Source organism: Metabacillus sp. GQ13 (assembly GCF_059758525.1).
In genome coordinates this window covers 222,003-243,148 of sequence record NZ_JCAXET010000004.1, presented here as the reverse complement: position 1 = coordinate 243,148, position 21,146 = coordinate 222,003, and the positions used below count along the sequence as shown (strand labels likewise).

Sequence of the window (21,146 nt, the reverse complement as noted above, 5' to 3'; positions counted from 1 at the left end):
CTACCTCCTTGGAAATAACTTATTTGAGGGTGAACCTTTACCATGAATTCCTGCCTGGTGTTCATCTGGAAATTTAGCAGGATGTATATTCCACCATTCGTGAGGACCACCAAAATTATTTTCTATAATATGATGCGCATCATATGGTTGACCTATATCCCTTGCTAATCTACCTTTTTTATCATAAATTTCCTCAGTATATCTTGGCCATGTTTGCCCCGTATTTACTTCCCATTCATTAATCAATTTATTTTTTACACTATTGAATTTACTTCTGTGTTTTAAAGTTTCCAATGATGTCATTTTTTCATACTTATTTTCCCTTAAAGCATACTTTAAATTCTCTATTTGTGATTTATGAAGTTTCAAGCCTGTTTTTGACTCAACATCTCTAATATAATCTTTAGCTAAATCGTAATCAATTTTTACCGTACTATCAGTACCATTACCCCTCAAAGAAAACTTACTCAAAACACCATCTATCTTATCCTGAACTACCTTAGGATTAAATACATTCCAAGGATTAGATGGACCGTTCATACTAAGTCCTAGGTTATCATAATAATTTGAATTTAGTAGTCTATTTACGCCGTCTCTAACACCATTTGCGAAAATAGTACCACCGCTTACTACGTCACTTACAAATTCTCTTGTTTCTACTTTGAATCCTTCAATAATTTCATTCTTTTTGCCATCTTTTATTTTTATATTATCGGCTACACCTTGTAAAGATCCTTTACCACCATTATCAAGTTTTGACATACTAGGCTTAGGTTTGGTAACTCCACCAACCACTGTGCCCGCTCCACCTGTTAGTATACTTGCCATTCCTAGGCTGCTATACCAGTGCTCTTTTGAGAAACTCTCCTCTGGGTTTATTGCTCCGTTTCCCAGATCTAATGTGCCATTGCTTAGGTAATTCACAAAATCATAGGGAGAGTTCATCGCGACATTTACTCGATTTTCCATGCCCTGGTAGGAGGCTTTTGCTCCATCGAAGGCCCCTAAGGTCAGATAGTTTCCGAAGTCGTACATCGAATTGAGTTTGTTTTCATTTCGATTATCTAAGCCTGTCAAGAAATCATTGCCCATTTCTTTGAAACTATTAAGTGATTTTTCAAATGGATTTAAGTCTTCAAGTTCGGCTTCTGTCTTTTTGTTTGCTTGTATTTCTTCATTAGCTGTTCTAAGTTCTTCTTGTCCCTTTTTGTAGGTAAGATAGTCATTCGTTTGCTGCTCCAATTGGTGTTTATATTTATAAATCTCACTATTCTTGTAAGCGTCTGTGTTGAAATGGACTGGTGAGATCGTGTTGCCTTGCCGGGATGCTTCAATTAGTTGCTGAAAAAGTTTGACGGCATATTCTTCTTCACCTTCTGATAATATGTATTCTGCTTTTAAATCATAGTCTAGTTGTTCAACTGCCTTTATTGTTTCTTTGCGTTCTTTTTCTGCTTTTTCGATTGAGTCGTCAAACTTCTCTTTTGAGAAAGGATTTAGGGATATAATGTCATTAATTCTGTTGAAGATCTGTTTAAGCTCATCTTGTTGATCTGACACTCTTTCTTTATTTCTTTTTTCATGATTTGATAATTCGTTGTCGAGAAATGGGACTTGGATCGTTGTATTTCCTGTTAAATCCATGTTTTCAGTCGTTCCTGCGATGCTGTTAAAAAATGCGATGTGGCGATCGACAAGGCGCAGCCAAGCTTCTACAACATCAATTTGTCCTTGGTAGAAGCCTTTAATAGCATCCGCACCTTTTCCTTGTAGGCTGTCGTCAAGGTTAATGATACCTGTGAATTTGGTTATTAATTGTTCTAGCTTTTCCCGTAATTCTTTGTAGCTTTTAGACCTTTCTTCCATTGTATCAATTAATGTCTTGGCTTCATATATTTTCAAGGTTATGTTTGCCCTTTCTTTTAGGCTATTTTCTACTAATTTGTTGCAATCAAACTATTTGAAGTTACTTTAAAAGATATTGGCTGAGTAATTTAGCGAAAAGAGAACGAAGATAGGCTACATTCGTAAAGTGGTACTTATTACGAATCAGCCAACTTTTTATTTCCTTCCAATGGCTTCATCCTGTTCTTTTAGTGAACGTACATTTGCTTTTGTGTCTTCCACGTTTTTCTCGACAACTTCAACGTATTGATCAATGAGTTGCTGAATTCTACGTTCTCTTTCAAGCCAAATGGTTGTAAAATCCAATTTATTTTTCCCTAGATTACTAGATTGCGGATTAGCAATGTTTACATTGGCTAATGCCGACTGTACTTCTCTCAATTCTTTAATAACTTCTTGATAATCTAACTTAATTGTGACCATTAAAATAATCGCCCTTTCAATTCACTAATCTTATTTGTAAGATCGTCAATTGCCTCTTCACCTTTATCAACTAATTGATCTGCTTCATTGGCAATGGCTCTCGAGATAGCTAATATTCCTTGTTGCATTTCTAGGCTATTGATCTTACTTTCTATTGATTGTTGATAATTAGCATAATCGCTTTGCCCGATCTGCTGCATGACTGAGTATGCGTCCTCACGGTCACGATCATACTCAGTTGCTCTTTTTCCAATCCAATCTTTTTCTAAGTAGGGTTGCTTGATTTTCTTTATTTCTTGAAGTAATTGGTCTTGTTCTTGACTTATTTGTCGTTTTGCTTGTTTTAGCCTTTCAATTTTTTCAGCAATTTCATTTGATTGTGATGAGATTGCTCTTTGAAGAGAGTACAAAGTATTTACTAAACTCATCATGATCACCTCTTTATTTGTTTGGATGAGAAGTGCCTGTCACCGAAACGATTCTGTTCTATCTTCTATACACAACTAGTTGTCCATTTGATCAAGGGTAAAACATTATCGTAATAAGTCATTTTAATCTGGCCTTCCTGAATAGGAGGTTGTACATCCCTATTTGAATTTTTTACCAACCAGTATTAAGTATAAGGAATATTACTATTATTTACATGATTCTTTTCTCTTAAATCTGCATATTGAAAATAGAACTATATTCACATTTACATTGATTTCTCTATTTTAAAGTAGATACCAAATACCTACGTATTTTCAAGTGAATGATTTATTGGCTCGTACTAATTGAGCTACCACTCAATGCTCTTTAATTATTTTGATATATATATATGATACAGATTTATAATTTTCGTGGTTGAATGACAAACGTTATAAGGATTATGAATCTCCACAAAGTAAAATAGCCCTAATTCATTTAGAAATTAGAACTGATTAATCTGTTATTCGATTTGATTTTTCCTATTTTTGGAAATAAACTATTTTACATTTATGCAAACAGAAAGTAAGTTTACACCTTTTCATCTTCGTCACCATTGTCTTGATGACTAGTCGTTTCTTGCTCACTTTTCCATTCTATAAACTTATCAAGATCTTTTTTCACTTTTCTCAATGTGAGTGCAACAACAGCGGCATCATCTGTAAAACCTAACGCAATTATCGCATCGGGTAATGCATCTAATGGCATTACAAAATATAAAATTGCACCTACTATTATTAGCAAAGATCCATAAGGAATATTTCTGTAATCCCCCTTTATATAGGCTTTCATAAGATCGAACATTGTTTTTAAGCTGTCCCATGTCTCTTGAACGAATCCTTTTTTAGCCTTTTTGTCGATTGCTTTTTCTTCAGCATCATTAAGTAAGGTCGTTAATTTTTGTTTATCCTTTAAATATTCATCAGCTTTATTCATTGTTTCTTCATTTTTGGTTTTGATCTCTGCATCTATATCTGCTACATCTACTTTCTTTTTCCAAAACATGTTTATCGCCCCTATTTTTGATATGAAAATGAAACTCTTAATTTCTTTAGGTACCTCTCCAAAAATTAACTTTCTTTTTTGATATTATTTCATATCTACCTATATAATATAAGCTACAAATGTACTTTTCTACTATTAATAGCAGATGGAAATGAAGATAACATAACTAACGAATGGCTAGGAAAGTGATGCAATTTTAAAACTTACCGCTACCCATCCTTCCCCTTTTCTCTATATAAAAGGTGAAAGGAGGTGAGAAACATGGCGCAGCAAGTATTAATAGATTCTCAGCTACGACTCGTTTTCGACACGGGTATGGACGAGAACGGAAAAACAATTTTCAAAAATAAGAACTACAACAACGTCAAGACTTCTTCGACACCTGAACAATTGCTTCAAGCAGCACAAGCGATTGCAGGCTTACAAACTGAAACATTAGCATTAGTAGAGCGTAACAACTCGAATCAGTTTATTTCGTAACACTAATCACAGAATTATAATGAAGGTAACGAGATAAAAATAGATTGACTAGCAGTTAGAGACTATCATAGTCTCTCGCACCTTCAACCAATACAAGAAAGGAGGAGAAAAAATGGCTAAAACATTAGAACTTCAATTTACCAATTTGGAAGGGAAAATAGCAAAAATTAATGTCGATTCACCGATTGATCCAGTTGACCCACTAGCGCTTTCAGCTGCTATGGATGAGATCGTCACATCAAATGTTTTCATTACCAATGGCGGAGAATTCGTCTCGAAAAAAGGTGCAAGAATCATTGACCGAAATGTAACCGAAATTGAACTTGGATAAATGAGTTAAGGGCTGACATTGAAGCATGGTGTCGGCCCTTTCTTACAAAAAAATAAGAAATGAGGTGTATTATTGATGGAACAATTGATCTCAGTCATTAGTGATGTCGGCTTTCCGATTATCGTCACGTTGTATTTACTAAACAGGATTGAAAGTAAGCTAGACACATTGAATCACTCGATCCAATTGCTGCCTTCACAGTTGCGGGAGGAATGATTAACATATAGGAGTTTACTGAGTAAGGACCGTTTTATAGATGACGGTCCTTTTAGTATGAGGCTTATCTAATCACTAATCAGTTTTTTTAGAACGTCTTTTTTCTCTTAATTATTTTATATCTGGTATCCACCATAAATTTCTGATAGCCAAGCATTGAAAAAAGATCTTCAACCAGAAGATCCTTTTTGCTGCTTGTTAAATTAAAGAGCACCCGTTCGATAACCTTACTCCCAAAACCACGACACGATCAGGGTTGTGCTTAATATTTTCCGAACCCATCCTCACATGTAATATTCAATTCAAGAATACCGTCTAAGTTTTTTTTGGAAGTATCTAATTTTTTTTGAGCGTCTTCTATTTCTGATATTTTTTCTTTAATGATGCGTGTTTGTTCCTCATTTGACATTCCATTTTTCAAGATCATAGCTTTAATTTCATTAATTGAAAAACCGACAGCTAAACAATTTTTCACAACTTCTAAATGTTGAGTAACTTCTGAAGCATAATCCCGATAATTATTCAGGTCTCTCTGTATGAAATCGTCAGTAATAATGCCTATTTTCTCATAGTAACGGATAGTTGATATTGGAAGGTCAACCTTTTTTGCGACTTCACTTATCTTCATATTAATCACCTCAAAGTTTGCTATTGCTATAAAGTATACTTCATAGTTTAGACTATTCATAGTGAGGTCAAACAAACAGATGCTCACAACTAATATAGATGAAGGAGAGAACATTACATGAACACTATCGTCGGAGAATTCCACAAAACCAACAATTTTAATGAAATCGTCCTGGAGCGCCGTTCAGTTAAAGTCTACGATCCAGAAGTGAAAATTAGCCGGGAAGAAATGACCGAAATATTAGCGGAAGCTTCCCGTGCCCCTTCTGCCATTAACATGCAGCCATGGCGTTTCCTGGTCATAGACAGTGCTGAAGGCAAAGAAAAACTTGCACCGCTGGCTTCCTTCAACCAGACGCAAACTCTGACTTCCTCGGCTGTCATTGCCGTATTTTACGATGCTAACAACATTGAATATATTGACGAGATTTTTGGCAAAGCAGTAGAACATGGGTACATGACACAGGACATCATGAACATGCAGTTACAACAAGCGAAACCCTATTATGCGAACATGTCCGCATCCGAGCTACGAGACATGAACCTGATTGACTCTGGTCTCGTATCCATGCAACTCATGCTTGTTGCACGCGCCCATGGATATGACACGAACCCGATGGCTGGATATGATAAAGAACAGATTGCTGAAGCTTTTGGTCTTAATAAAGACCGGTTCCAACCGGTTATGTTGATCTCGATCGGAAAAGCAGCCAAAGAAGGTTATCCTTCCTACCGCCTGCCCGTTGATACGATTACTACTTGGGCATAATCATCCTATGCTAAAGAAAGCCAAAATGAAGCTGCCGATCGATGCCGGCAGCTTCATTTTGGCTTTATTTAACTATCGTTCCCTGGTCCTACTACCACTCATCCACCAAACTGACAATCAAAATAGTTAAAGTAACTTGGCTTCGCTTGCCCACTTAAATCTTGTGCACACATACCCAAGAATGTTCCAGTAAATCGAATATAATCCGCATCGTCGTCAGATAGATGACCGATATCTATTTTCGAGCCGATCTCTTGCCACTCACCTTTATCATCGGTATAGAAAAATTGCAGCCATTCGTTGTCAATCTTTGCTTTTAATTTAGTAGATTCAGAAGGTAGTGGAATATCCTTTTCTAATCGTTCATCATATTTTCCGTGCTTTGATTCAATAATGCCGATACACTTTCCAAGCTCCTCATCATGAGTGACTCGGAGGTAGACATAATCCTCGGTATCATAATACGCTATCAAACCTGCCATTTGTTGAAAATGATCTGGATCAAATTCAATCTCTGTTTCTACTTCCGTTTGAAAGCTTTCCAATCTACGGGCTAACAGACTTTGGTGGTGAGTGGATTGCATTGATTCTCCACCTTTAAGTGTCAAATATCCAGGACGATCGGTTAATGAGATCCAATCCTCTTTAAACGGACGTCTTAGAGAATTCCAGTATTTTTTCAAAGTATCCCCAGTAAAGTCATCATAATTACTTTCCTGTTCGAACGGATGTGGCTTTAAATCCGGTGCCTTTACTTCCATTTGCGGATGTGGTCCACCTTCTACTCGGATCCAATCATCCTCAGTCCAATAGCATTTCTGTATAGCTGTTTCCCGACCCAGAATACATTTTTTATCGACAACAGGACGTCCACATAAATGCGCCATATACCATTCACCATTTTGCGTTTCTACAAAACTACCATGACCGCCCTTTTGTAATTGTTCCAAATCATCCCGTTTCGACGTCAGAATCGGATTAGTTGGATCCACCTCGTAAGGTCCATCAAGTGATCGAGACCTTGCAACCGTTACAGCATGTGTATACGAAGTACCACCTTCTGCAGTCACTAAATAATAGTAACCATTTCTCTTATAAATATGAGGAGCCTCTGTGCGACCAATACTTGAGCCCTTAAAGATATTCTTAATCGGACCTACTAGCTTTTTTTCTTCGACAGAGTATTCCTGAAGGGCAATCCCTGCAAAAGAATTTTTCCCTTTTCGGTGATCCCAAATCATATTCACTAACCATTTCGTACCATCCTCTTCATGGAACAAAGATGGATCAAAGCCACTACTATTTAAATATACGGGCTCTGACCATGGCCCCTCGATATTTTCAGCAGTTACTAAATAGTTATGGGTATCCTTAAATGCCCCCATTCTACTTTTTACGTCCGTATAAATTAAATAAAAGAGTCCATCAGAGTGACTTAAAGCAGGAGCCCATACGCCGCCAGAATCTATATCTCCAATCATATTCAACTGAGAACTTCGTGTTAATGGATACGTAAGAAGTTTCCAGTTAACCATATCCTTCGAATGATAGATTTGTACGCCAGGAAACCATTCAAACGTCGATACAGCAATGTAATAATCATCTTCAACTCTTATCATGCATGGATCAGGATGATAACCAGGTAATACAGGATTTTTTATTGTACTCATAAAGCATCTTCCTTTCTATTATATCTTAGATTATGCGTCTTCATTTAGGATATCGTAACCTCCTAAATAAAGACGCTTATATACATAGATTCAGTGACTCAAGGTCCAATCGATGTTATGGAAGCAAAGAACCGTCCTCTGCTTTATGCATTTCGTGCTTGCAAATCTTTAATAATTTGTGGGTATTTTTTATCTAGGTTATAAAAAGTCATTAAAACAATCATTAGAACAAATTGCTAGCCATTGTTATCCACCTCACGATTTTGATTTTAATTTCGCTTACATTTTAAATCCATCTAACAATACGCTAGTCGTATGAGTGGCTTTTACGAAAAAACGACTCTTAAACTAGCATATTGTTAGATTTTGCAAAAAATGCCCTTACATGTTAGTAAGCTCACTCTCTTTCGCCAACGCCTTCACACCAGCGTCCAAAACCTCTAGAATTCTGTCAGTATCATAGACACTTCCACGCCATGTACCTCCACTCACTGATTGAAGGGCTGCCCACAATCGAGTATCATCATGTAAATCAGGGTGTGGCTTAAGGTCTGGATGTGGGTCACGTTCATTTAATAGTTTGGTTGCTTCTTCTATCGAAACTCTCTTGTTTTCAGTTCCAACGAAATTGACGGAGCCTTCTAATTCAAAACAGTTCACATAGATTTCAATTACATCTCCATCACGTAGCTTTCCGATTGGACCTCCACCCAATGCCTCTGGCCCAACATGTCCAATACATGCACCTGTTGAGACTCCAGAAAATCTCGCATCCGTAATAAGAGAAACATATTTTCCAAAAGGCAAATACTTCAAAGCAGAGGTTAATTGATACGTTTCTTCCATTCCAGTACCTGAAGGGCCACCACCCATGACAACCATGATATCCCCAGCTTCAATTCCACCGGTTTTAATCGCTTTAATCGCTGATTTTTCTGAAGTGAAGACCTTCGCAAAACCAGTATGTTGATAGACGCCATCTTCTCCTACTCGAGAAGGATCAATTGAAGTTGATTTAATGACTGAACCCTCGGGTGCAATATTTCCGGTCGGGAAGGTAACGGTTGAGGTTAAACCTCTTTCTTTCGCCTTTTCAGGGTCCATAATAACGGTATCAGGATCGACTCCATCTGCTTCAATCAAACGCTTTCTAATTTCCTTGCGTCGTTCGGAGTTTTCCCACCAATCCAGGTTCTCGCCTAATGTATTCCCAGTAACAGTCTGAACATCTTCATGTAATAGCCCTAATTTTCGTAAATGAAGCATGACCTCAGGAACTCCTCCTGCCAAGTAAACGCGTACAGTTGGATGAGAATCTGGTCCATTTGGTAGCACACTTACTAAACGAGGCGTTTTTCGATTGATTCTGACCCAATCTTCTACTGTAGGAATCTTACATTTAGCAGCATGTGCAATTGCCGGAATATGCAGTAATAGGTTAGTAGATCCTCCAAATGCTGCATGAACGACCATTGCATTCTCAATTGCCTTATCTGTAAGAATATCCTTCGTCGTTACGTTGTTTTTCTCCATTTCTAAGGTTGCACGTGCAGACTGTCTAGCCATTTCTCCCCAAATCGGCTGACCTGAAGGGGCAAGAGCGGCGTGTGTAATCGACATTCCCAATGCTTCCGCAACAACCTGAGAGGTAGCCGCTGTCCCAAGGAATTGACATCCACCACCTGGTGTCGCACAGGCAACACAGCCAAGCTCAGCAGCCTCTTTCAACGTAAGTTCATTTTTTGAAAATCGTGCGCCAATTGTTTGAATTTTTCCTGCATCCTCACCGACTGTCGGCGGGAGCGTTACACCACCAGGGACAATAATCGTTGGCAGATCGTGCATGCTAGCGAGAGCAATCATCATGGCTGGTAGACCTTTATCGCAGGTAGCAACCCCGATAACTGCCTCACGTGTGGGGAGCGAGCGAATTAATCGACGATAAACCAATGCGGCATCATTTCGAAAAGGAAAAGAATCGAACATGCCTAAGGTTCCTTGTGAACGACCATCACATGGATCACTTACGTATGCGGCAAATGGAACACCTTTTGTTTTACGAATCTCATTTGCTGCTTCGATCATTAATAAGTCTACTTCCCAATGACCAGTGTGATAGCCTAACGCAATCGGACTACCATCATGGTCCCGAATTCCGCCTTTGGTACCAAGGATTAATACTTGTGTACCAAGTAACTCTTTCGGTTCCCAGCCCATTCCTACGTTTTGAGAGAGTCCAAACAGGTCTCCACTTGGTGATTCTTCCAGCATCTGCGGAGTGAGAGGAAGTAATCCCACCGGTCCTTTTGCATGCGTTCTCACGTTGTATAAAGATGAATCTTCATCATTAAAAATTGATTTAACTGACATATTATCACTCCAATTTGAAAAAATTTTTAAATAGTTTTGGTATCACGACCAGATATTTTTCTATAAAACGATTCTTTCAGATAAATTAGCTATATACAGCTATGCTATCTTACGGTTGGTGGAATGACCATGGCATTTTCTAAGATTTCCTTTACCTGTTGAATTTTTTCCTCACTAAGCGAGCTAGATGGCGGCAACACATAGGTCGAAATATTCAATCCACACAATTTCGTTGCTTCCTTCACAACATTCACAAACGGACTATCAATTTGATAAAGAAGTGGTAGAACAGCCAGTTTCCTGTGAAGAGACACCGTCTTCTCTAAGTCACCAGTCATGAACGATTGATAAATATCCACTGATAAATGAGGGGCGAAATTTCCACTTGCTGAAATCGTACCATCCCCACCAAGCTGAAGCGTGTTTAAAAGATGATTGTCAAACCCACAAAAAACAGAAAAATGAGGATACTTACCTTTCACCTTTACGATCATTTCATGAATATGACCAATCGAATCAATCGTCTCTTTAATCCCAACAATATGATCATGCTGATCGACAAGGCGGCTTACAAAGTCAGGAGTTAGGTCCTGCCCTGTGAGAGTTGGAAAATTATAAAGGATAATTGGAAGTTCAACAGATTGAGATATATCACTAAAATAATGAAAGAGGTTTTCCTCTGATAATTTCCAGTAATACGGATTAATGACAACGACTCCATCCGCTCCCATAAGCTGAGCATGCTGACTTAAAGAAATGGCCTCACGAGTACTTGTACTTCCTGTCCCAATTAATACAGGTACACGATTGTTCACGTAGCTAACCGCAAACTCTGCTACTTCTTGTCTTTGTTCGACCGACATTTGTGAAAACTCTCCACCAGTTCCAAGGAAAAACAACCCGTCAACTCCTGCTGTAATCAATGAATCTATTAAAAGTCCCATATCTTTCTTATTAAGGTTATGATGTTCATCAAAAATAGTTGACACCGGAGGAATGATCCCTTTAAATTCTCTTATTTTACTCATTCTTTTCTCCTTTTATTGTATTTAGTAGAAATAATTTTTAAAAATAAATCGTCAATTTGTTTTACATTATAAAACTATATTCTACTATTTAGATTTATTGAGAAAATTATACCATACACATTGTAAATGTAAACACTTACAATGTAACTATTTCTGTATAATGGACACAATGTTACAAAACACTTTTTGTCACGAAATGGGCTGATTTTGATTGCAATTTCAGATTGGCTATATTAATGTTAAAAGTATACAGGTAGGATTTTGCTCTATTTCCGCACTGCCAATAATACTTATGAACATGAGGGTTGATTATGCCAATTATCCAATCTGTCCAACGTTCTCTTCGAATTTTAGATTTATTTAATGAACACACAACTGAACTTAAGATTACTGATATAAGTGAAAGAATGGAACTTCATAAAAGTACTGTTCACTCTTTATTGAAGACTCTCCAGGAGTCTCGTTATATCGATCAAAATCCTGAAAACGGAAAATACAGATTAGGTATGAAGCTGGTTGAACGAGGGAATTTAGTGATTAGTACATTAGATATTAGACAACTAGCTAAGAAGTATCTGATAGATTTATCGTTAAAAACTGGCCAAACTTGTCATCTCGGAATCTTAGATGGTGATGCGGGAGTTTATATTGATAAAGAAGAAGGTGAAAGGTCGGTCATTCGTTATTCAAGAATTGGTCGGAGAATCCCACTTCACTCCACAGCTATTGGGAAAGTGCTCTTATCCTTGCAAAAACCAGAAAAAAAGATGGAGTTGTTAGATGGGTATGACTATACCCAACCCACTCAGAACACGATTAAAAATGAAAAAGAATTTCTAGAAGAACTTGAAAAGGTACGCCAACAAGGATTTGCGATGGATAACGAAGAAAATGAATTAGGTGTCTGTTGCATAGCTGTGCCAATTAAAAATGAACATACTCAAGTACTTGCTGCCCTTAGTATTTCTACCCTATTATCCAGCGTTAATGATCAAAAACTGGACGAATATATCCACTTGCTAAAGCAAATGGGTCAAGAATTATCTAATCAGGTACGGTATGGAGTGCCAACCAAATAATTTCTAGCCACAATGAAAGGCGTACTTTATCAAAAGTATGCCTTTCATTGTTGGAGCAAGGGACGGTTCTCTGCTTCAACTTTCGCAATGCGGGAGTCAGGCACCACAGACTAGTGATGAATCGGAACCCCCTCCCTCTTAAAATATCCCGCTATTGCTGGAAAGCTCATGAATTCCCTTCTCATATCCCGAAACGATTTCACACCATTTCCTCTTGCAAGTTCGAAATCCAACGAATATTCAAGACAGTTCAATGGGGCTTGCTGAAATGATTCGGTATAGAATTGGATGGCCTGTTGCTGACTGCTAGCAAAGATAAAGACAAAATCATTGTGGTTCTTCTTCAGTGAGTAGATGCCAACTTTATGAATACCTAATACATTGTTTTGAATCAATTCCGCTACCTTCTGATGATCTACTTGTTCAAGGTCTATTTTGGATATGTTATCATCCAATGTAATTTTCTGCTCTTCAAGCAAGTAGTGGATGTAATGGGCTAATGAGGATTCTTCAAAACGGATAGAATCAAAGTAAAGATCTTTTACAATCATGTGATAACCCCTCTTTATAAGAATTTTTATCGCTTTTTCTCTTCGTTCTTAGGTTACTCAACAGTAAGACTCTGTTCCCTTTGCTCCTCGATATGTCCTGTATACTCGTTGTAATTCACTGTGATGGTACCAACTGGACCATTTCGATTTTTTGAGACAATGATTTCAAGTGAATGATCCTGGAATTCCTTGTCATAATACGCTTCACGATACAAGAACAAAATAACATCGGCGTCTTGTTCAACACTGCCCGATTCCCGAATATCTGACATCATCGGCCGTTTATTCGCTCTTGATTCCACCGATCGATTTAGTTGCGCCAAACAAATAACTGGGCAATTAAAATCCTTTGCCATTGTTTTGATCGATTTCGATATTTCAGTCACTTGCAAATGAGCATTCCCTCCGTAAGATTGTCCAGAATGGATTAGTGTTAAGTAATCAATAAAAATGATCGGTTTTTTGCTTGGAAATTGATTGATTAATTTTCGCGTTTTTGCTCTCATCTCAGCAATCGTTTGTCCAGCACCATCAAATATTTGCATATGAGTTTCATTGAGTTCCCCAATCACATCCGACCATTTATTCTTTTGGTTTTCATTTAGCATTCTTTTCGGATCTCGCATTTTGGTACGATTAAAGCCTCCAGTTGATGCAATTAAACGAGATGTTATCAGCTTTTCAGGCATTTCCAAGGAAAAGACAAGTGGCAAGTAACCAGCCCATCCTGACATTTTTGCAAAATGAAGCATGACGTCGGATTTTCCCATCGATGGTCTTGCCGCTAGAATCGTCACTTCCCCATCCTGAAAACCACCGGTCACTTCATCGAGCTTTTTGATACCTGTTGTCGCACTTTTCAAGATGATTTGATCTTCCCAAGGTGCCTCATAGATCCTTGACAACGCTTGTTGTAAGGACGTGTGATCGTCCATCTTCGTTTGGTTAATTTTATCCAGCTCGCCAATGACCTTAGCAATTTCCCAATCATTCTTAGCAGCAACAGTTAAAATATTTCTCTTTTCCCGTTCCTTCCAAAGATCAAGGATGAGCTTCTCGATTCCTTCAAATTTCTCAAGATCCGCATACGATAACAGCTCAGAAAGGTAAGACATTCCACCGAATGAGTCAAGGTTGGGTAAGGTTGTCAAGGTGATTAAATCAACTTTCTTCCCGGCACACTTTAAATCGACCATTCTACGCATTAATTCTCGATGCCGTGTACTTTCCAATTGCTCAGGTTGAATAATGGTATCCTTGAGTAGATACTCCGCCTTAATCAAGCTTCCTAAGAACGCTTTTTCAGCAATACTCATCACTCTTCACCTGCTGTAATATCTAGTTCAAATCCACTTGGAATCGCTCTTCCCGCAGGAAACGAATTGATAGATTGCTTATGCTTGGAAACTGTTTGGTTCTCCTGATAAGAATCAATTTCTGCAACGCTCAGTAAAGATTCATTTTCCCAGTTTTTAAGAATCCCAACGACATAGTTTAGTTTTCGCTTGTTATTCGCACAGGCAATAACTAATGCTTTTAACACCACATCTTTAGGCTGTAAAAAGCTAGAATCATCTAACCAAGATAACAGCTGCTCTTTCGCGTTCACATTCGAATAACCAAATCCATTGTTGTCCCAAAACTCAACGATTTCTTTAACATCTCTCGTTTTTTGAGTTTGTGATTGTTCCACACTATCAGGATGATTCTCTACATATGGGTTAAAAGCTTTTTCTTTTTGTTGTTGTTTTTCTTTTTCTTTTTCTTTTTCTTTTTCTTTTTGCCCACGTATCGTATCACGACACATAGAGGTATCTTCCCATTCATCACTTTCGGTATCTGGAGATGTATCAACTTCCTCTTGATCGTGATCCTTCTTCTCAAGATCTTGTTTAAAAAACGATTCATATAAGCGACGAATTTCCTCTTTAAGAATCGTTTCAGAAACATAGGGAATAAGCGAATGATCTTCAACTTCTTTTAACTCAGAGATGATACAATCCATGACCGGTTTCCCACCTTTATGAAGGTTATCTTTGCCCCAATTTTTGATGGCGATTTCCCTCGTCTCAGGATTGTAACGAATTAATTTGTGATGCTTGATAAATCGATCCATTAACGAAATAACACTTTCAATTGAATACCCCAAATCAAAAGCCATTTGTTTTTTCGTTATTCGATAGATTCCAATTTGAGTCGTATTTGGATTTGTAAGAAGATAAAGATAAAAATACCGATCTTCTGGGGTCATCTCCTCTGAAACAATCGGATTCTTCCAAAACTCAGTACGCACCATTCGATATTTTGCCATTTTAGCCACTACCCTTTCTTCTATGAAAATTCTTTTCAAAGAATATATATAGGTAAATGGAGAAAGGGTAGCGTGTTTTTCAAAAAAATTATGAAGTTCTTTTTAACAATGTGATTTGTTGTCCAATTTCTCCTGTTAATCTATTAAAAGATTTGTATGTTGTCCAATCATTTTTGTTCAACGCTATTCTCGTCAACACTAAAACCATACTCTAAGATACAGATTGCAGGTTCTCGGGCTTACTCGCTATTTTCTTATTTTTGTAGTAGTTGAACTACTAGTACCATTTTGTATGACCAGCAACTATTACTCTTTTCCTTCTTGTCTTAGCGGATATACTAAAAAGGCCAAATAACCATACCTCTATCATGATAAAATGATAAACTCTCATCATGTATTTTTTGACGGTAGCTCACACTTCCAATAAGATAAAAGAAAGAACTGAATGTTAGGATGAGCTAAATGAAAATATTATTGGTCGAAGATGATCGAACGATCGCTTCAGGTTTGGAGTATTCCTTGAAACAAGAGGACTTTAAAACCGTACTTTGTCATAATGCAGCTTCAGCATTTGAAGTGATTCAGCATAATATAGAGGAATTCGATTTATGCCTATTTGATCTGAACTTACCTGATGGAAGTGGTTATGACTTATGTGAGCTAGTGAAAAAACGTCGTGATATTCCGGTCATTTTTTTAACTGCTTATGATGATGAAGTGAATGTCGTCATGGGTCTTGATATGGGAGCGGATGATTATATTACAAAACCCTTTCGAATCCGTGAACTTGTTTCGAGAATTAAAACGGTACACCGTCGTTATCATCGACATACTCAAACGAAAAACCTCATTGAAATTGAAAATATCCAAATTAACATATTAGAAGGAAAAGTATATAAAGCTGGCAATGAAATCTTATTGACGTCATTAGAATACCGGCTTTTCCTGATTTTCACTAACCACATTGGACAGGTTCTTACAAGAGCACAGCTCCTAGACCGGATTTGGGATGTCGGTGGTGATTTTGTTAATGACAACACCTTAACAGTCTATATCAAAAGATTACGAGAAAAACTAGAAGATGATCCTCAAAACCCAACCTTAATTAAGACACTACGAGGCATGGGCTATAAGGTCGGTGATTGAGTTGCTTCGCAATCGAGAAGTTCAAATCTTCGTGACCATTCTTCTTCTGATAGTTGCAAGCGGATTTACCTTAGCTGCTAGTTTCGTTTCCATGCTTGCTGCTAGTATGGTGCTAGGTGTATCGGTTTTACTGATTTGTTGCATGCTAATTTTCACGAAATGGCGATACCGGGAAATTGCTAAACTTTCAGGCTATTTACAACAAATTAGCAGTGGAGACTTTCACTTAGATGTCCGTGATAACTTTGAAGGTGAGCTAAGTATTTTAAAAAGTCATATTTTCAAAGTGACGAATTTGCTTTCTGAACAAGGTGCAGTCTTACATGAAGATAAAGCGAAACTTACAAATGCGATTTCAGACATCTCTCACCAACTAAAAACCCCACTCACCTCGATGATGGTCATGGCAGATTTGTTACGTGATAAACGATTAGATGATGAAAAGCGATCCGAATTCACACGGAATCTTCAATTACAGATAGAAAGGATGGAATGGCTTGTTTCTTCCTTATTGAAGCTTTCGAAAATCGATGCAGGAACGATTGCTTTTAAACAAGAGAACGTCTTGGCCGGTCTCCTTGTTCAAAATGCAGTTGAACCGCTATTAATTCCAATGGATATTAAAATGCAACGTTTGGATGTCAAAGGTGATGAAAAGGCTGCATTTATTGGAGACGTCAATTGGACCGTAGAAGCGCTCATCAACATAATAAAAAACTGTGTCGAGCACACCTCAGTAGGTGGTGAAATTTCGATTCGGTATTCAGATAATCCTCTATTTACGGAAATTAGCATCTCTGACAATGGGAATGGAATAGCGAAGGAGGATCTCCGTTACATTTTCAAACGGTTTTACAAAGGGAAAAATGCGAGTGATGATAGTGTAGGAATTGGCCTTGCGATGGCGTATAGTATCGTCACGAGTCAACAAGGTGATATTGAAGTGACAAGTCAAATAGGTGTTGGGACAAGGTTTCAGATTAAATTTTACAAGCAGGTGATCTGAGTGATCGACCTGCTTTATTTTTTTTGTTCCCCTCCTACCCACTAAAGTGAATAAAATGTCACTTTCGAGTCACTTTAAAGTCATATTGGCACGATATACTAACCTCAAACAAATAACTTACGGAGGTTATCTCATGAACATATTAGAAGTTCAAAATCTATCAAAGGTTTATGGCAAAGGTGAAACGGCTGTTAAGGCGCTAGATGATGTTTCTTTTACAGTGAAAAAAGGTGAATTTGTTTGTATCATTGGACCTTCTGGTTCAGGGAAATCGACTTTGCTCCATTTACTTGGCGGCGTTGACCGACCGACAAGCGGGAAGGTTCTGATTGATCAAACTGATATTTATAGCTTAAATGAAACACAACTAGCCATTTTTCGACGTAGGCAAATTGGTTTAATCTATCAATTTTATAATCTGATTCCAATCTTAACAGTCGAAGAAAATATCACGCTGCCGATGCTTTTAGATGAACAAAAAGTGGATCCAAAACAATTTACCAAAGTTGTTGACATTTTAGGTTTACATAACCGACTATCCCACCTACCTAACCAACTATCTGGTGGTCAACAGCAACGCGTATCCATTGGGCGAGCGTTAATCAGTAATCCGGCAATTATGCTTGCCGATGAGCCGACAGGAAACCTTGACAGTGAAAATAGTAAAGAAATCATGGAGCTCTTTAAAATGTTTAACAAAACCTACAACCAAACCTTAATTGTCATCACCCATGATGAGCGCATCGCTCTTCAAGCAGACCGAATCATTTCCATTGAAGATGGTAAGGTCGCTAAGGATGAGGCGATTCGTCCATGAATATTATCAATAAATTCACCTTAAGGCATTTAAAAGAAAACAAACGCCGATCCCTTGTAACCATCATCGGTGTCATCATTTCGGTGGCAATGATCACCTCTGTTGCAACACTCGGGATTTCCTTTCTAGACTTAATGATTCGACAGGATATCGCCAAAAACGGAGAATGGCATGTTCAATACAAGAATGTCACTTCAGACCAAATCAATGCCATTGAAGAAGACAGTGACACGAAAACAGTGGTCATCTCAAGTGATGGCTATGCTGACCTTGAAGAATCAAACAATGTCTATAAACCCTATCTATACTTTAAAAATTATACTAAGACCGGGATGGAGCATTTCCCGATTGACGTCGTTGAAGGAAGACTGCCACAGAATGAAAACGAGATTACCATTTCTGAGGCGATTTTAAGCAATGCAAAGGTAGACTACCAAATTGGGGATCAACTCACCTTTGACATAGGTTCACGTAGGAACAAAACAACCGGGGAGGTCCTAACTCAGACTCACTCCCTCGTACAGAATGAAGACACGATTAACGAAGAACTGAAAATCAACGAAACGAAAACGGTGACCATTGTTGGAATAATTGAAGGCCCTTCTTGGGAACCCTCTTGGTCACCTGGATACACCGTTCTCGGCAATATTGATGAAAAGTCACTAAGCGAAAATGATACTGTTGATGCCTTTGTAGTGTTAACGAAAGTAAAAGGGTCCCTTTATGAAGACGCAAAGAATCTTGCAGCGGAACATGATATAGATTCAGTAGCATATAATTCAGATCTCCTCCGCTACTATGGGGTAACAAAGAACGATCAATTGAGAACAACGCTATTTTCGTTAGCTAGCATCATTATAGGTGTCATCATCATTGGTTCAGTAGCGTTGATCTATAATGCGTTCGCCATTAGTGTTTCCGAACGAGCTAGACATTTAGGGATGCTCTCGAGTGTCGGAGCAACAAAAAAACAAAAACGAAATTCCGTCTTTTTTGAAGGAGCGGTAATTGGCGCCTTCAGTATCCCTATTGGAATTCTTGCTGGACTTGTAGGGATTGGGACAACCTTCACCTTTATTAACACGATTATACAAGATGCCTTGGGGATATCCGAAAAACTAGAGCTTATTGTCAGTCCAGCTTCCATGATGATAGCCTGTGGAATCTCAATAGTAACCATCTTTATTTCAACTTATATCCCTGCTCAAAAAGCATCGAGGATATCAGCAATTGATGCGATACGCCAAACCCATGATATTAAATTATCAAGTAAAACGGTGAAAACCTCTAAGCTTGTGCGAAGAATCTTTGGAATTGAAGCAGAAATTGGACTGAAGAATGTCAAAAGAAATAAAAAAAGATACTTGGCAACCGTGTTTTCCCTGGTGATTAGCATTGTTCTGTTTCTATCGGTCACCTTTTTTACCGATAATTTAAAAAAGTCCCTTGAAATGTCACAAAGGAACCTAAACTTTGATATTCAAATTTCCAGCAGCGAATTAGAAAAGGAAGAGTTAGAAATTTATACGAAACTGGATTCTGTCAAGAAATCCACCATTGTGGATGAAGTGAATGTTGAGACACTTATTAGGATGGAAGAACTTCCAGAACAATTGAAAACGCAAATCCAAAATAACGAGTCTGCTCTTGAGGATGGAAAATATAGTTATTATGTTGTACTACATGCTTTGGATCAAGAGAGTTTTAATGCTTATGCCAAACAAGTTGGTACAGATCCGGAAGATTTTGCCCAAAAAGATGATCCAAAAGCGATTGTTATTGACCAAATTGCCTATGAGGACGTTGTATCGGGAAAATTCATCGAAACGAAATCCATTGTCTCGGAAATTGGAAAATCCATTGACCTATTTACTGTTGCCAATGGGGATATGGAAAATGAACCACCTACAAGGGAACTGGTGAGCAGTGTTAAAATCGCCGCCCTAACTGACAAAGTTCCAATGGGCATTCAAACCGTTTCGCTCGGGGGCCTGAATATCGTTGTGCCTGAAGCAACGATGGACGTATTGGTAAATCCGCAAATGGATGTTAGCACATATGTGAGCCTAAAAAGTTCAGACCCAATTGCCACTCAAACAGAGATTGAAGAACGAATGGACACGAGCATACATGTAACTAATGTCTATCAGCAACGCCAACAAGAAGAGCAGATGATTTTGCTCATGTCCGTCTTCACCTATGGGTTTATTACGTTGATTTCCTTAATCTCGATCGCCAATATTTTCAATACGATCTCAACAAGTATTACGCTAAGAAAACGTGAATTTTCGATGCTTCGATCCGTGGGCATGACGCCAAAAGGCTTTAATAAGATGGTTCATTATGAAAGTATTTTTTACGGAGTGAAGGCCTTGGGTTATGGCCTCCCAATCAGTGTGCTTGTTATGTTTGGAATCCATCGCTCAGTAGGTTACACCTTTGAATATGAATTTAGTCTTCCGTGGATGAGCATCCTATCCGTAATTGTCGTGATTTTCTTGATTGTAGGCTCAGCGATGCTATACTCAATTTCCAAAATAAAAAATGACAACATTATCGAGAGTTTGAAGCAGGAGAATATATAAGTAAGTTGAAACGCGGTTAGCTACAAGGCTAATCGCGTTTTTTTTTTTTTAATGCTTTCCAAACGTCTTTCATAGCACCTTTGATAGTTAGTATTAACTATTTTTTTGTGAGATGTGCCATCCAGTAAACATAATAATCCCAAAAAGGAGAACCGTCTAATACTGGCGCAAATACCTTGTACTCTTCAGCCAGAAATAATTCTATGTCTTCTTTTTTTATTTCTTTCAGATCGTTAACAGGTAATCCTTCATGAATAGGAAAGTCTATCTTATTCATGAAGGATTAATGTCTGTTGTGAAAAACAATATGTTTCTTTCAAACTGAACTTTATATTCTGATAGTACATTACGTAAGTAGATTT

At 37.9% G+C, this 21,146-nt stretch carries 21 protein-coding genes; 9 read left to right on the top strand and 12 right to left on the bottom strand.

From position 1 onward, the window contains the following. From AC6CHR_RS06550 to AC6CHR_RS06535, 4 genes are all read right to left on the bottom strand, one after another. Positions 1-1,902: a ribonuclease YeeF family protein gene (locus tag AC6CHR_RS06550; RefSeq protein ID WP_498247753.1), complete on the bottom strand. Its 1,902-nt coding sequence runs from the start codon at positions 1,900-1,902 to the stop codon at positions 1-3. A 159-nt stretch (positions 1,903-2,061) separates the two neighbouring features. After that, positions 2,062-2,328: a YwqI/YxiC family protein gene (locus AC6CHR_RS06545; protein ID WP_498247752.1), complete on the bottom strand. Its 267-nt coding sequence runs from the start codon at positions 2,326-2,328 to the stop codon at positions 2,062-2,064. Further along, positions 2,328-2,756 carry a YwqH-like family protein gene (locus AC6CHR_RS06540; RefSeq protein ID WP_498247751.1) on the bottom strand — a complete coding sequence of 143 codons (429 nt, stop codon included), beginning with the start codon at positions 2,754-2,756 and terminating at the stop codon, positions 2,328-2,330. Before AC6CHR_RS06540 ends, AC6CHR_RS06545 begins: the two co-directional genes overlap by 1 nt. 568 nt (positions 2,757-3,324) lie before the next feature. Next, positions 3,325-3,798 carry a YkvA family protein gene (locus tag AC6CHR_RS06535; protein WP_498247749.1) on the bottom strand — a complete coding sequence of 158 codons (474 nt, stop codon included), beginning with the start codon at positions 3,796-3,798 and terminating at the stop codon, positions 3,325-3,327. Between the two features lie 261 nt (positions 3,799-4,059). Between AC6CHR_RS06535 and AC6CHR_RS06530 the strand changes: the two genes are divergently transcribed. From AC6CHR_RS06530 to AC6CHR_RS06520, 3 genes are all read left to right on the top strand, one after another. Further along, on the top strand, positions 4,060-4,278 hold the full coding sequence (locus AC6CHR_RS06530; protein WP_498247748.1) for a DUF1659 domain-containing protein: 219 nt from the start codon (positions 4,060-4,062) through the stop codon (positions 4,276-4,278). A 112-nt stretch (positions 4,279-4,390) separates the two neighbouring features. Next, positions 4,391-4,609, top strand: coding sequence for a DUF2922 domain-containing protein (locus AC6CHR_RS06525; RefSeq protein WP_498247747.1), 219 nt, complete (start codon positions 4,391-4,393; stop codon positions 4,607-4,609). A 75-nt stretch (positions 4,610-4,684) separates the two neighbouring features. After that, positions 4,685-4,825, top strand: coding sequence for a YvrJ family protein (locus tag AC6CHR_RS06520; RefSeq protein ID WP_498247746.1), 141 nt, complete (start codon positions 4,685-4,687; stop codon positions 4,823-4,825). Between the two features lie 262 nt (positions 4,826-5,087). On the opposite strand, the gene AC6CHR_RS06515 is transcribed toward AC6CHR_RS06520, so the two are convergent. Next, complete coding sequence (locus AC6CHR_RS06515; protein ID WP_498247745.1) at positions 5,088-5,453, bottom strand: MerR family transcriptional regulator; 366 nt, start codon at positions 5,451-5,453, stop codon at positions 5,088-5,090. 117 nt (positions 5,454-5,570) lie between these two features. On the opposite strand from AC6CHR_RS06515, the gene AC6CHR_RS06510 reads away from it, so the two are divergent. After that, on the top strand, positions 5,571-6,221 hold the full coding sequence (locus tag AC6CHR_RS06510) for a nitroreductase family protein (protein WP_498247744.1): 651 nt from the start codon (positions 5,571-5,573) through the stop codon (positions 6,219-6,221). 98 nt (positions 6,222-6,319) lie between these two features. On the opposite strand, the gene AC6CHR_RS06505 is transcribed toward AC6CHR_RS06510, so the two are convergent. The 3 genes from AC6CHR_RS06505 to AC6CHR_RS06495 form a co-directional block, all read right to left on the bottom strand. Beyond that, entirely contained in the window at positions 6,320-7,891 is a 1,572-nt protein-coding gene (locus AC6CHR_RS06505) for a glycoside hydrolase family 43 protein (protein WP_498247743.1), read from the bottom strand. Between the two features lie 381 nt (positions 7,892-8,272). Further along, positions 8,273-10,261: a YjhG/YagF family D-xylonate dehydratase gene (locus AC6CHR_RS06500; RefSeq protein ID WP_498247741.1), complete on the bottom strand. Its 1,989-nt coding sequence runs from the start codon at positions 10,259-10,261 to the stop codon at positions 8,273-8,275. A 104-nt stretch (positions 10,262-10,365) separates the two neighbouring features. Then, entirely contained in the window at positions 10,366-11,289 is a 924-nt protein-coding gene (locus AC6CHR_RS06495) for a dihydrodipicolinate synthase family protein (protein ID WP_498247740.1), read from the bottom strand. A 311-nt stretch (positions 11,290-11,600) separates the two neighbouring features. Here AC6CHR_RS06495 and AC6CHR_RS06490 point away from each other — a divergent pair, with 311 nt between their 5' ends. Next, positions 11,601-12,368 (top strand): IclR family transcriptional regulator, encoded by a 768-nt coding sequence (locus AC6CHR_RS06490; RefSeq protein ID WP_498247739.1) that lies wholly within the window; start codon positions 11,601-11,603, stop codon positions 12,366-12,368. A gap of 110 nt (positions 12,369-12,478) precedes the next feature. Here AC6CHR_RS06490 and AC6CHR_RS06485 read toward each other — a convergent pair whose 3' ends face one another. Genes AC6CHR_RS06485 through AC6CHR_RS06475 form a run of 3 tightly spaced genes read right to left on the bottom strand, consistent with a single transcriptional unit; the run spans position 12,479 to position 15,230 of the window. Next, entirely contained in the window at positions 12,479-12,919 is a 441-nt protein-coding gene (locus AC6CHR_RS06485; RefSeq protein WP_498247738.1) for a hypothetical protein, read from the bottom strand. A gap of 53 nt (positions 12,920-12,972) precedes the next feature. After that, positions 12,973-14,235 carry a replicative DNA helicase gene (locus tag AC6CHR_RS06480; RefSeq protein WP_498247737.1) on the bottom strand — a complete coding sequence of 421 codons (1,263 nt, stop codon included), beginning with the start codon at positions 14,233-14,235 and terminating at the stop codon, positions 12,973-12,975. Further along, a complete protein-coding gene (locus AC6CHR_RS06475; protein ID WP_498247736.1) occupies positions 14,235-15,230 on the bottom strand; it encodes a DnaD domain-containing protein in 996 nt (331 codons plus the stop codon). The genes AC6CHR_RS06480 and AC6CHR_RS06475 overlap by 1 nt, the downstream gene beginning before the upstream one ends. Positions 15,231-15,692: 462 nt before the next feature. Between AC6CHR_RS06475 and AC6CHR_RS06470 the strand changes: the two genes are divergently transcribed. From AC6CHR_RS06470 to AC6CHR_RS06455, 4 genes are all read left to right on the top strand, one after another. Next, the gene (locus AC6CHR_RS06470) at positions 15,693-16,376 is read left to right on the top strand and encodes a response regulator transcription factor (protein ID WP_498247735.1); all 684 of its coding nucleotides are present in this window, start codon (positions 15,693-15,695) and stop codon (positions 16,374-16,376) included. A gap of 1 nt (position 16,377) precedes the next feature. Continuing rightward, positions 16,378-17,382, top strand: coding sequence for a sensor histidine kinase (locus tag AC6CHR_RS06465; protein WP_498247734.1), 1,005 nt, complete (start codon positions 16,378-16,380; stop codon positions 17,380-17,382). Positions 17,383-17,515: 133 nt separating this feature from the next. Beyond that, positions 17,516-18,199 (top strand): ABC transporter ATP-binding protein, encoded by a 684-nt coding sequence (locus tag AC6CHR_RS06460; RefSeq protein WP_498247733.1) that lies wholly within the window; start codon positions 17,516-17,518, stop codon positions 18,197-18,199. Beyond that, positions 18,196-20,784 carry an ABC transporter permease gene (locus AC6CHR_RS06455; RefSeq protein ID WP_498247732.1) on the top strand — a complete coding sequence of 863 codons (2,589 nt, stop codon included), beginning with the start codon at positions 18,196-18,198 and terminating at the stop codon, positions 20,782-20,784. The genes AC6CHR_RS06460 and AC6CHR_RS06455 overlap by 4 nt, the downstream gene beginning before the upstream one ends. A gap of 97 nt (positions 20,785-20,881) precedes the next feature. Here AC6CHR_RS06455 and AC6CHR_RS06450 read toward each other — a convergent pair whose 3' ends face one another. Beyond that, positions 20,882-21,061, bottom strand: coding sequence for a hypothetical protein (locus AC6CHR_RS06450; protein ID WP_498247731.1), 180 nt, complete (start codon positions 21,059-21,061; stop codon positions 20,882-20,884). Positions 21,062-21,146 lie beyond the last annotated feature (85 nt).

What these genes read in the sequence shown, in the direction of transcription:
- AC6CHR_RS06450 (WP_498247731.1), bottom strand. Translation starts at nt 21,061, where the DNA reads ATGAATAAGATAGACTTTCCTATTCATGAAGGATTACCTGTTAACGAT.
- AC6CHR_RS06470 (WP_498247735.1), top strand. Translation starts at nt 15,693, where the DNA reads ATGAAAATATTATTGGTCGAAGATGATCGAACGATCGCTTCAGGTTTG.
- AC6CHR_RS06455 (WP_498247732.1), top strand. Translation starts at nt 18,196, where the DNA reads ATGAATATTATCAATAAATTCACCTTAAGGCATTTAAAAGAAAACAAA.
- AC6CHR_RS06505 (WP_498247743.1), bottom strand. Translation starts at nt 7,891, where the DNA reads ATGAGTACAATAAAAAATCCTGTATTACCTGGTTATCATCCTGATCCA.
- AC6CHR_RS06510 (WP_498247744.1), top strand. Translation starts at nt 5,571, where the DNA reads ATGAACACTATCGTCGGAGAATTCCACAAAACCAACAATTTTAATGAA.
- AC6CHR_RS06525 (WP_498247747.1), top strand. Translation starts at nt 4,391, where the DNA reads ATGGCTAAAACATTAGAACTTCAATTTACCAATTTGGAAGGGAAAATA.
- AC6CHR_RS06460 (WP_498247733.1), top strand. Translation starts at nt 17,516, where the DNA reads ATGAACATATTAGAAGTTCAAAATCTATCAAAGGTTTATGGCAAAGGT.
- AC6CHR_RS06530 (WP_498247748.1), top strand. Translation starts at nt 4,060, where the DNA reads ATGGCGCAGCAAGTATTAATAGATTCTCAGCTACGACTCGTTTTCGAC.
- AC6CHR_RS06480 (WP_498247737.1), bottom strand. Translation starts at nt 14,235, where the DNA reads ATGAGTATTGCTGAAAAAGCGTTCTTAGGAAGCTTGATTAAGGCGGAG.
- AC6CHR_RS06490 (WP_498247739.1), top strand. Translation starts at nt 11,601, where the DNA reads ATGCCAATTATCCAATCTGTCCAACGTTCTCTTCGAATTTTAGATTTA.
- AC6CHR_RS06515 (WP_498247745.1), bottom strand. Translation starts at nt 5,453, where the DNA reads ATGAAGATAAGTGAAGTCGCAAAAAAGGTTGACCTTCCAATATCAACT.
- AC6CHR_RS06475 (WP_498247736.1), bottom strand. Translation starts at nt 15,230, where the DNA reads ATGGCAAAATATCGAATGGTGCGTACTGAGTTTTGGAAGAATCCGATT.
- AC6CHR_RS06500 (WP_498247741.1), bottom strand. Translation starts at nt 10,261, where the DNA reads ATGTCAGTTAAATCAATTTTTAATGATGAAGATTCATCTTTATACAAC.
- AC6CHR_RS06520 (WP_498247746.1), top strand. Translation starts at nt 4,685, where the DNA reads ATGGAACAATTGATCTCAGTCATTAGTGATGTCGGCTTTCCGATTATC.
- AC6CHR_RS06485 (WP_498247738.1), bottom strand. Translation starts at nt 12,919, where the DNA reads ATGATTGTAAAAGATCTTTACTTTGATTCTATCCGTTTTGAAGAATCC.
- AC6CHR_RS06540 (WP_498247751.1), bottom strand. Translation starts at nt 2,756, where the DNA reads ATGAGTTTAGTAAATACTTTGTACTCTCTTCAAAGAGCAATCTCATCA.
- AC6CHR_RS06495 (WP_498247740.1), bottom strand. Translation starts at nt 11,289, where the DNA reads ATGAGTAAAATAAGAGAATTTAAAGGGATCATTCCTCCGGTGTCAACT.
- AC6CHR_RS06545 (WP_498247752.1), bottom strand. Translation starts at nt 2,328, where the DNA reads ATGGTCACAATTAAGTTAGATTATCAAGAAGTTATTAAAGAATTGAGA.
- AC6CHR_RS06535 (WP_498247749.1), bottom strand. Translation starts at nt 3,798, where the DNA reads ATGTTTTGGAAAAAGAAAGTAGATGTAGCAGATATAGATGCAGAGATC.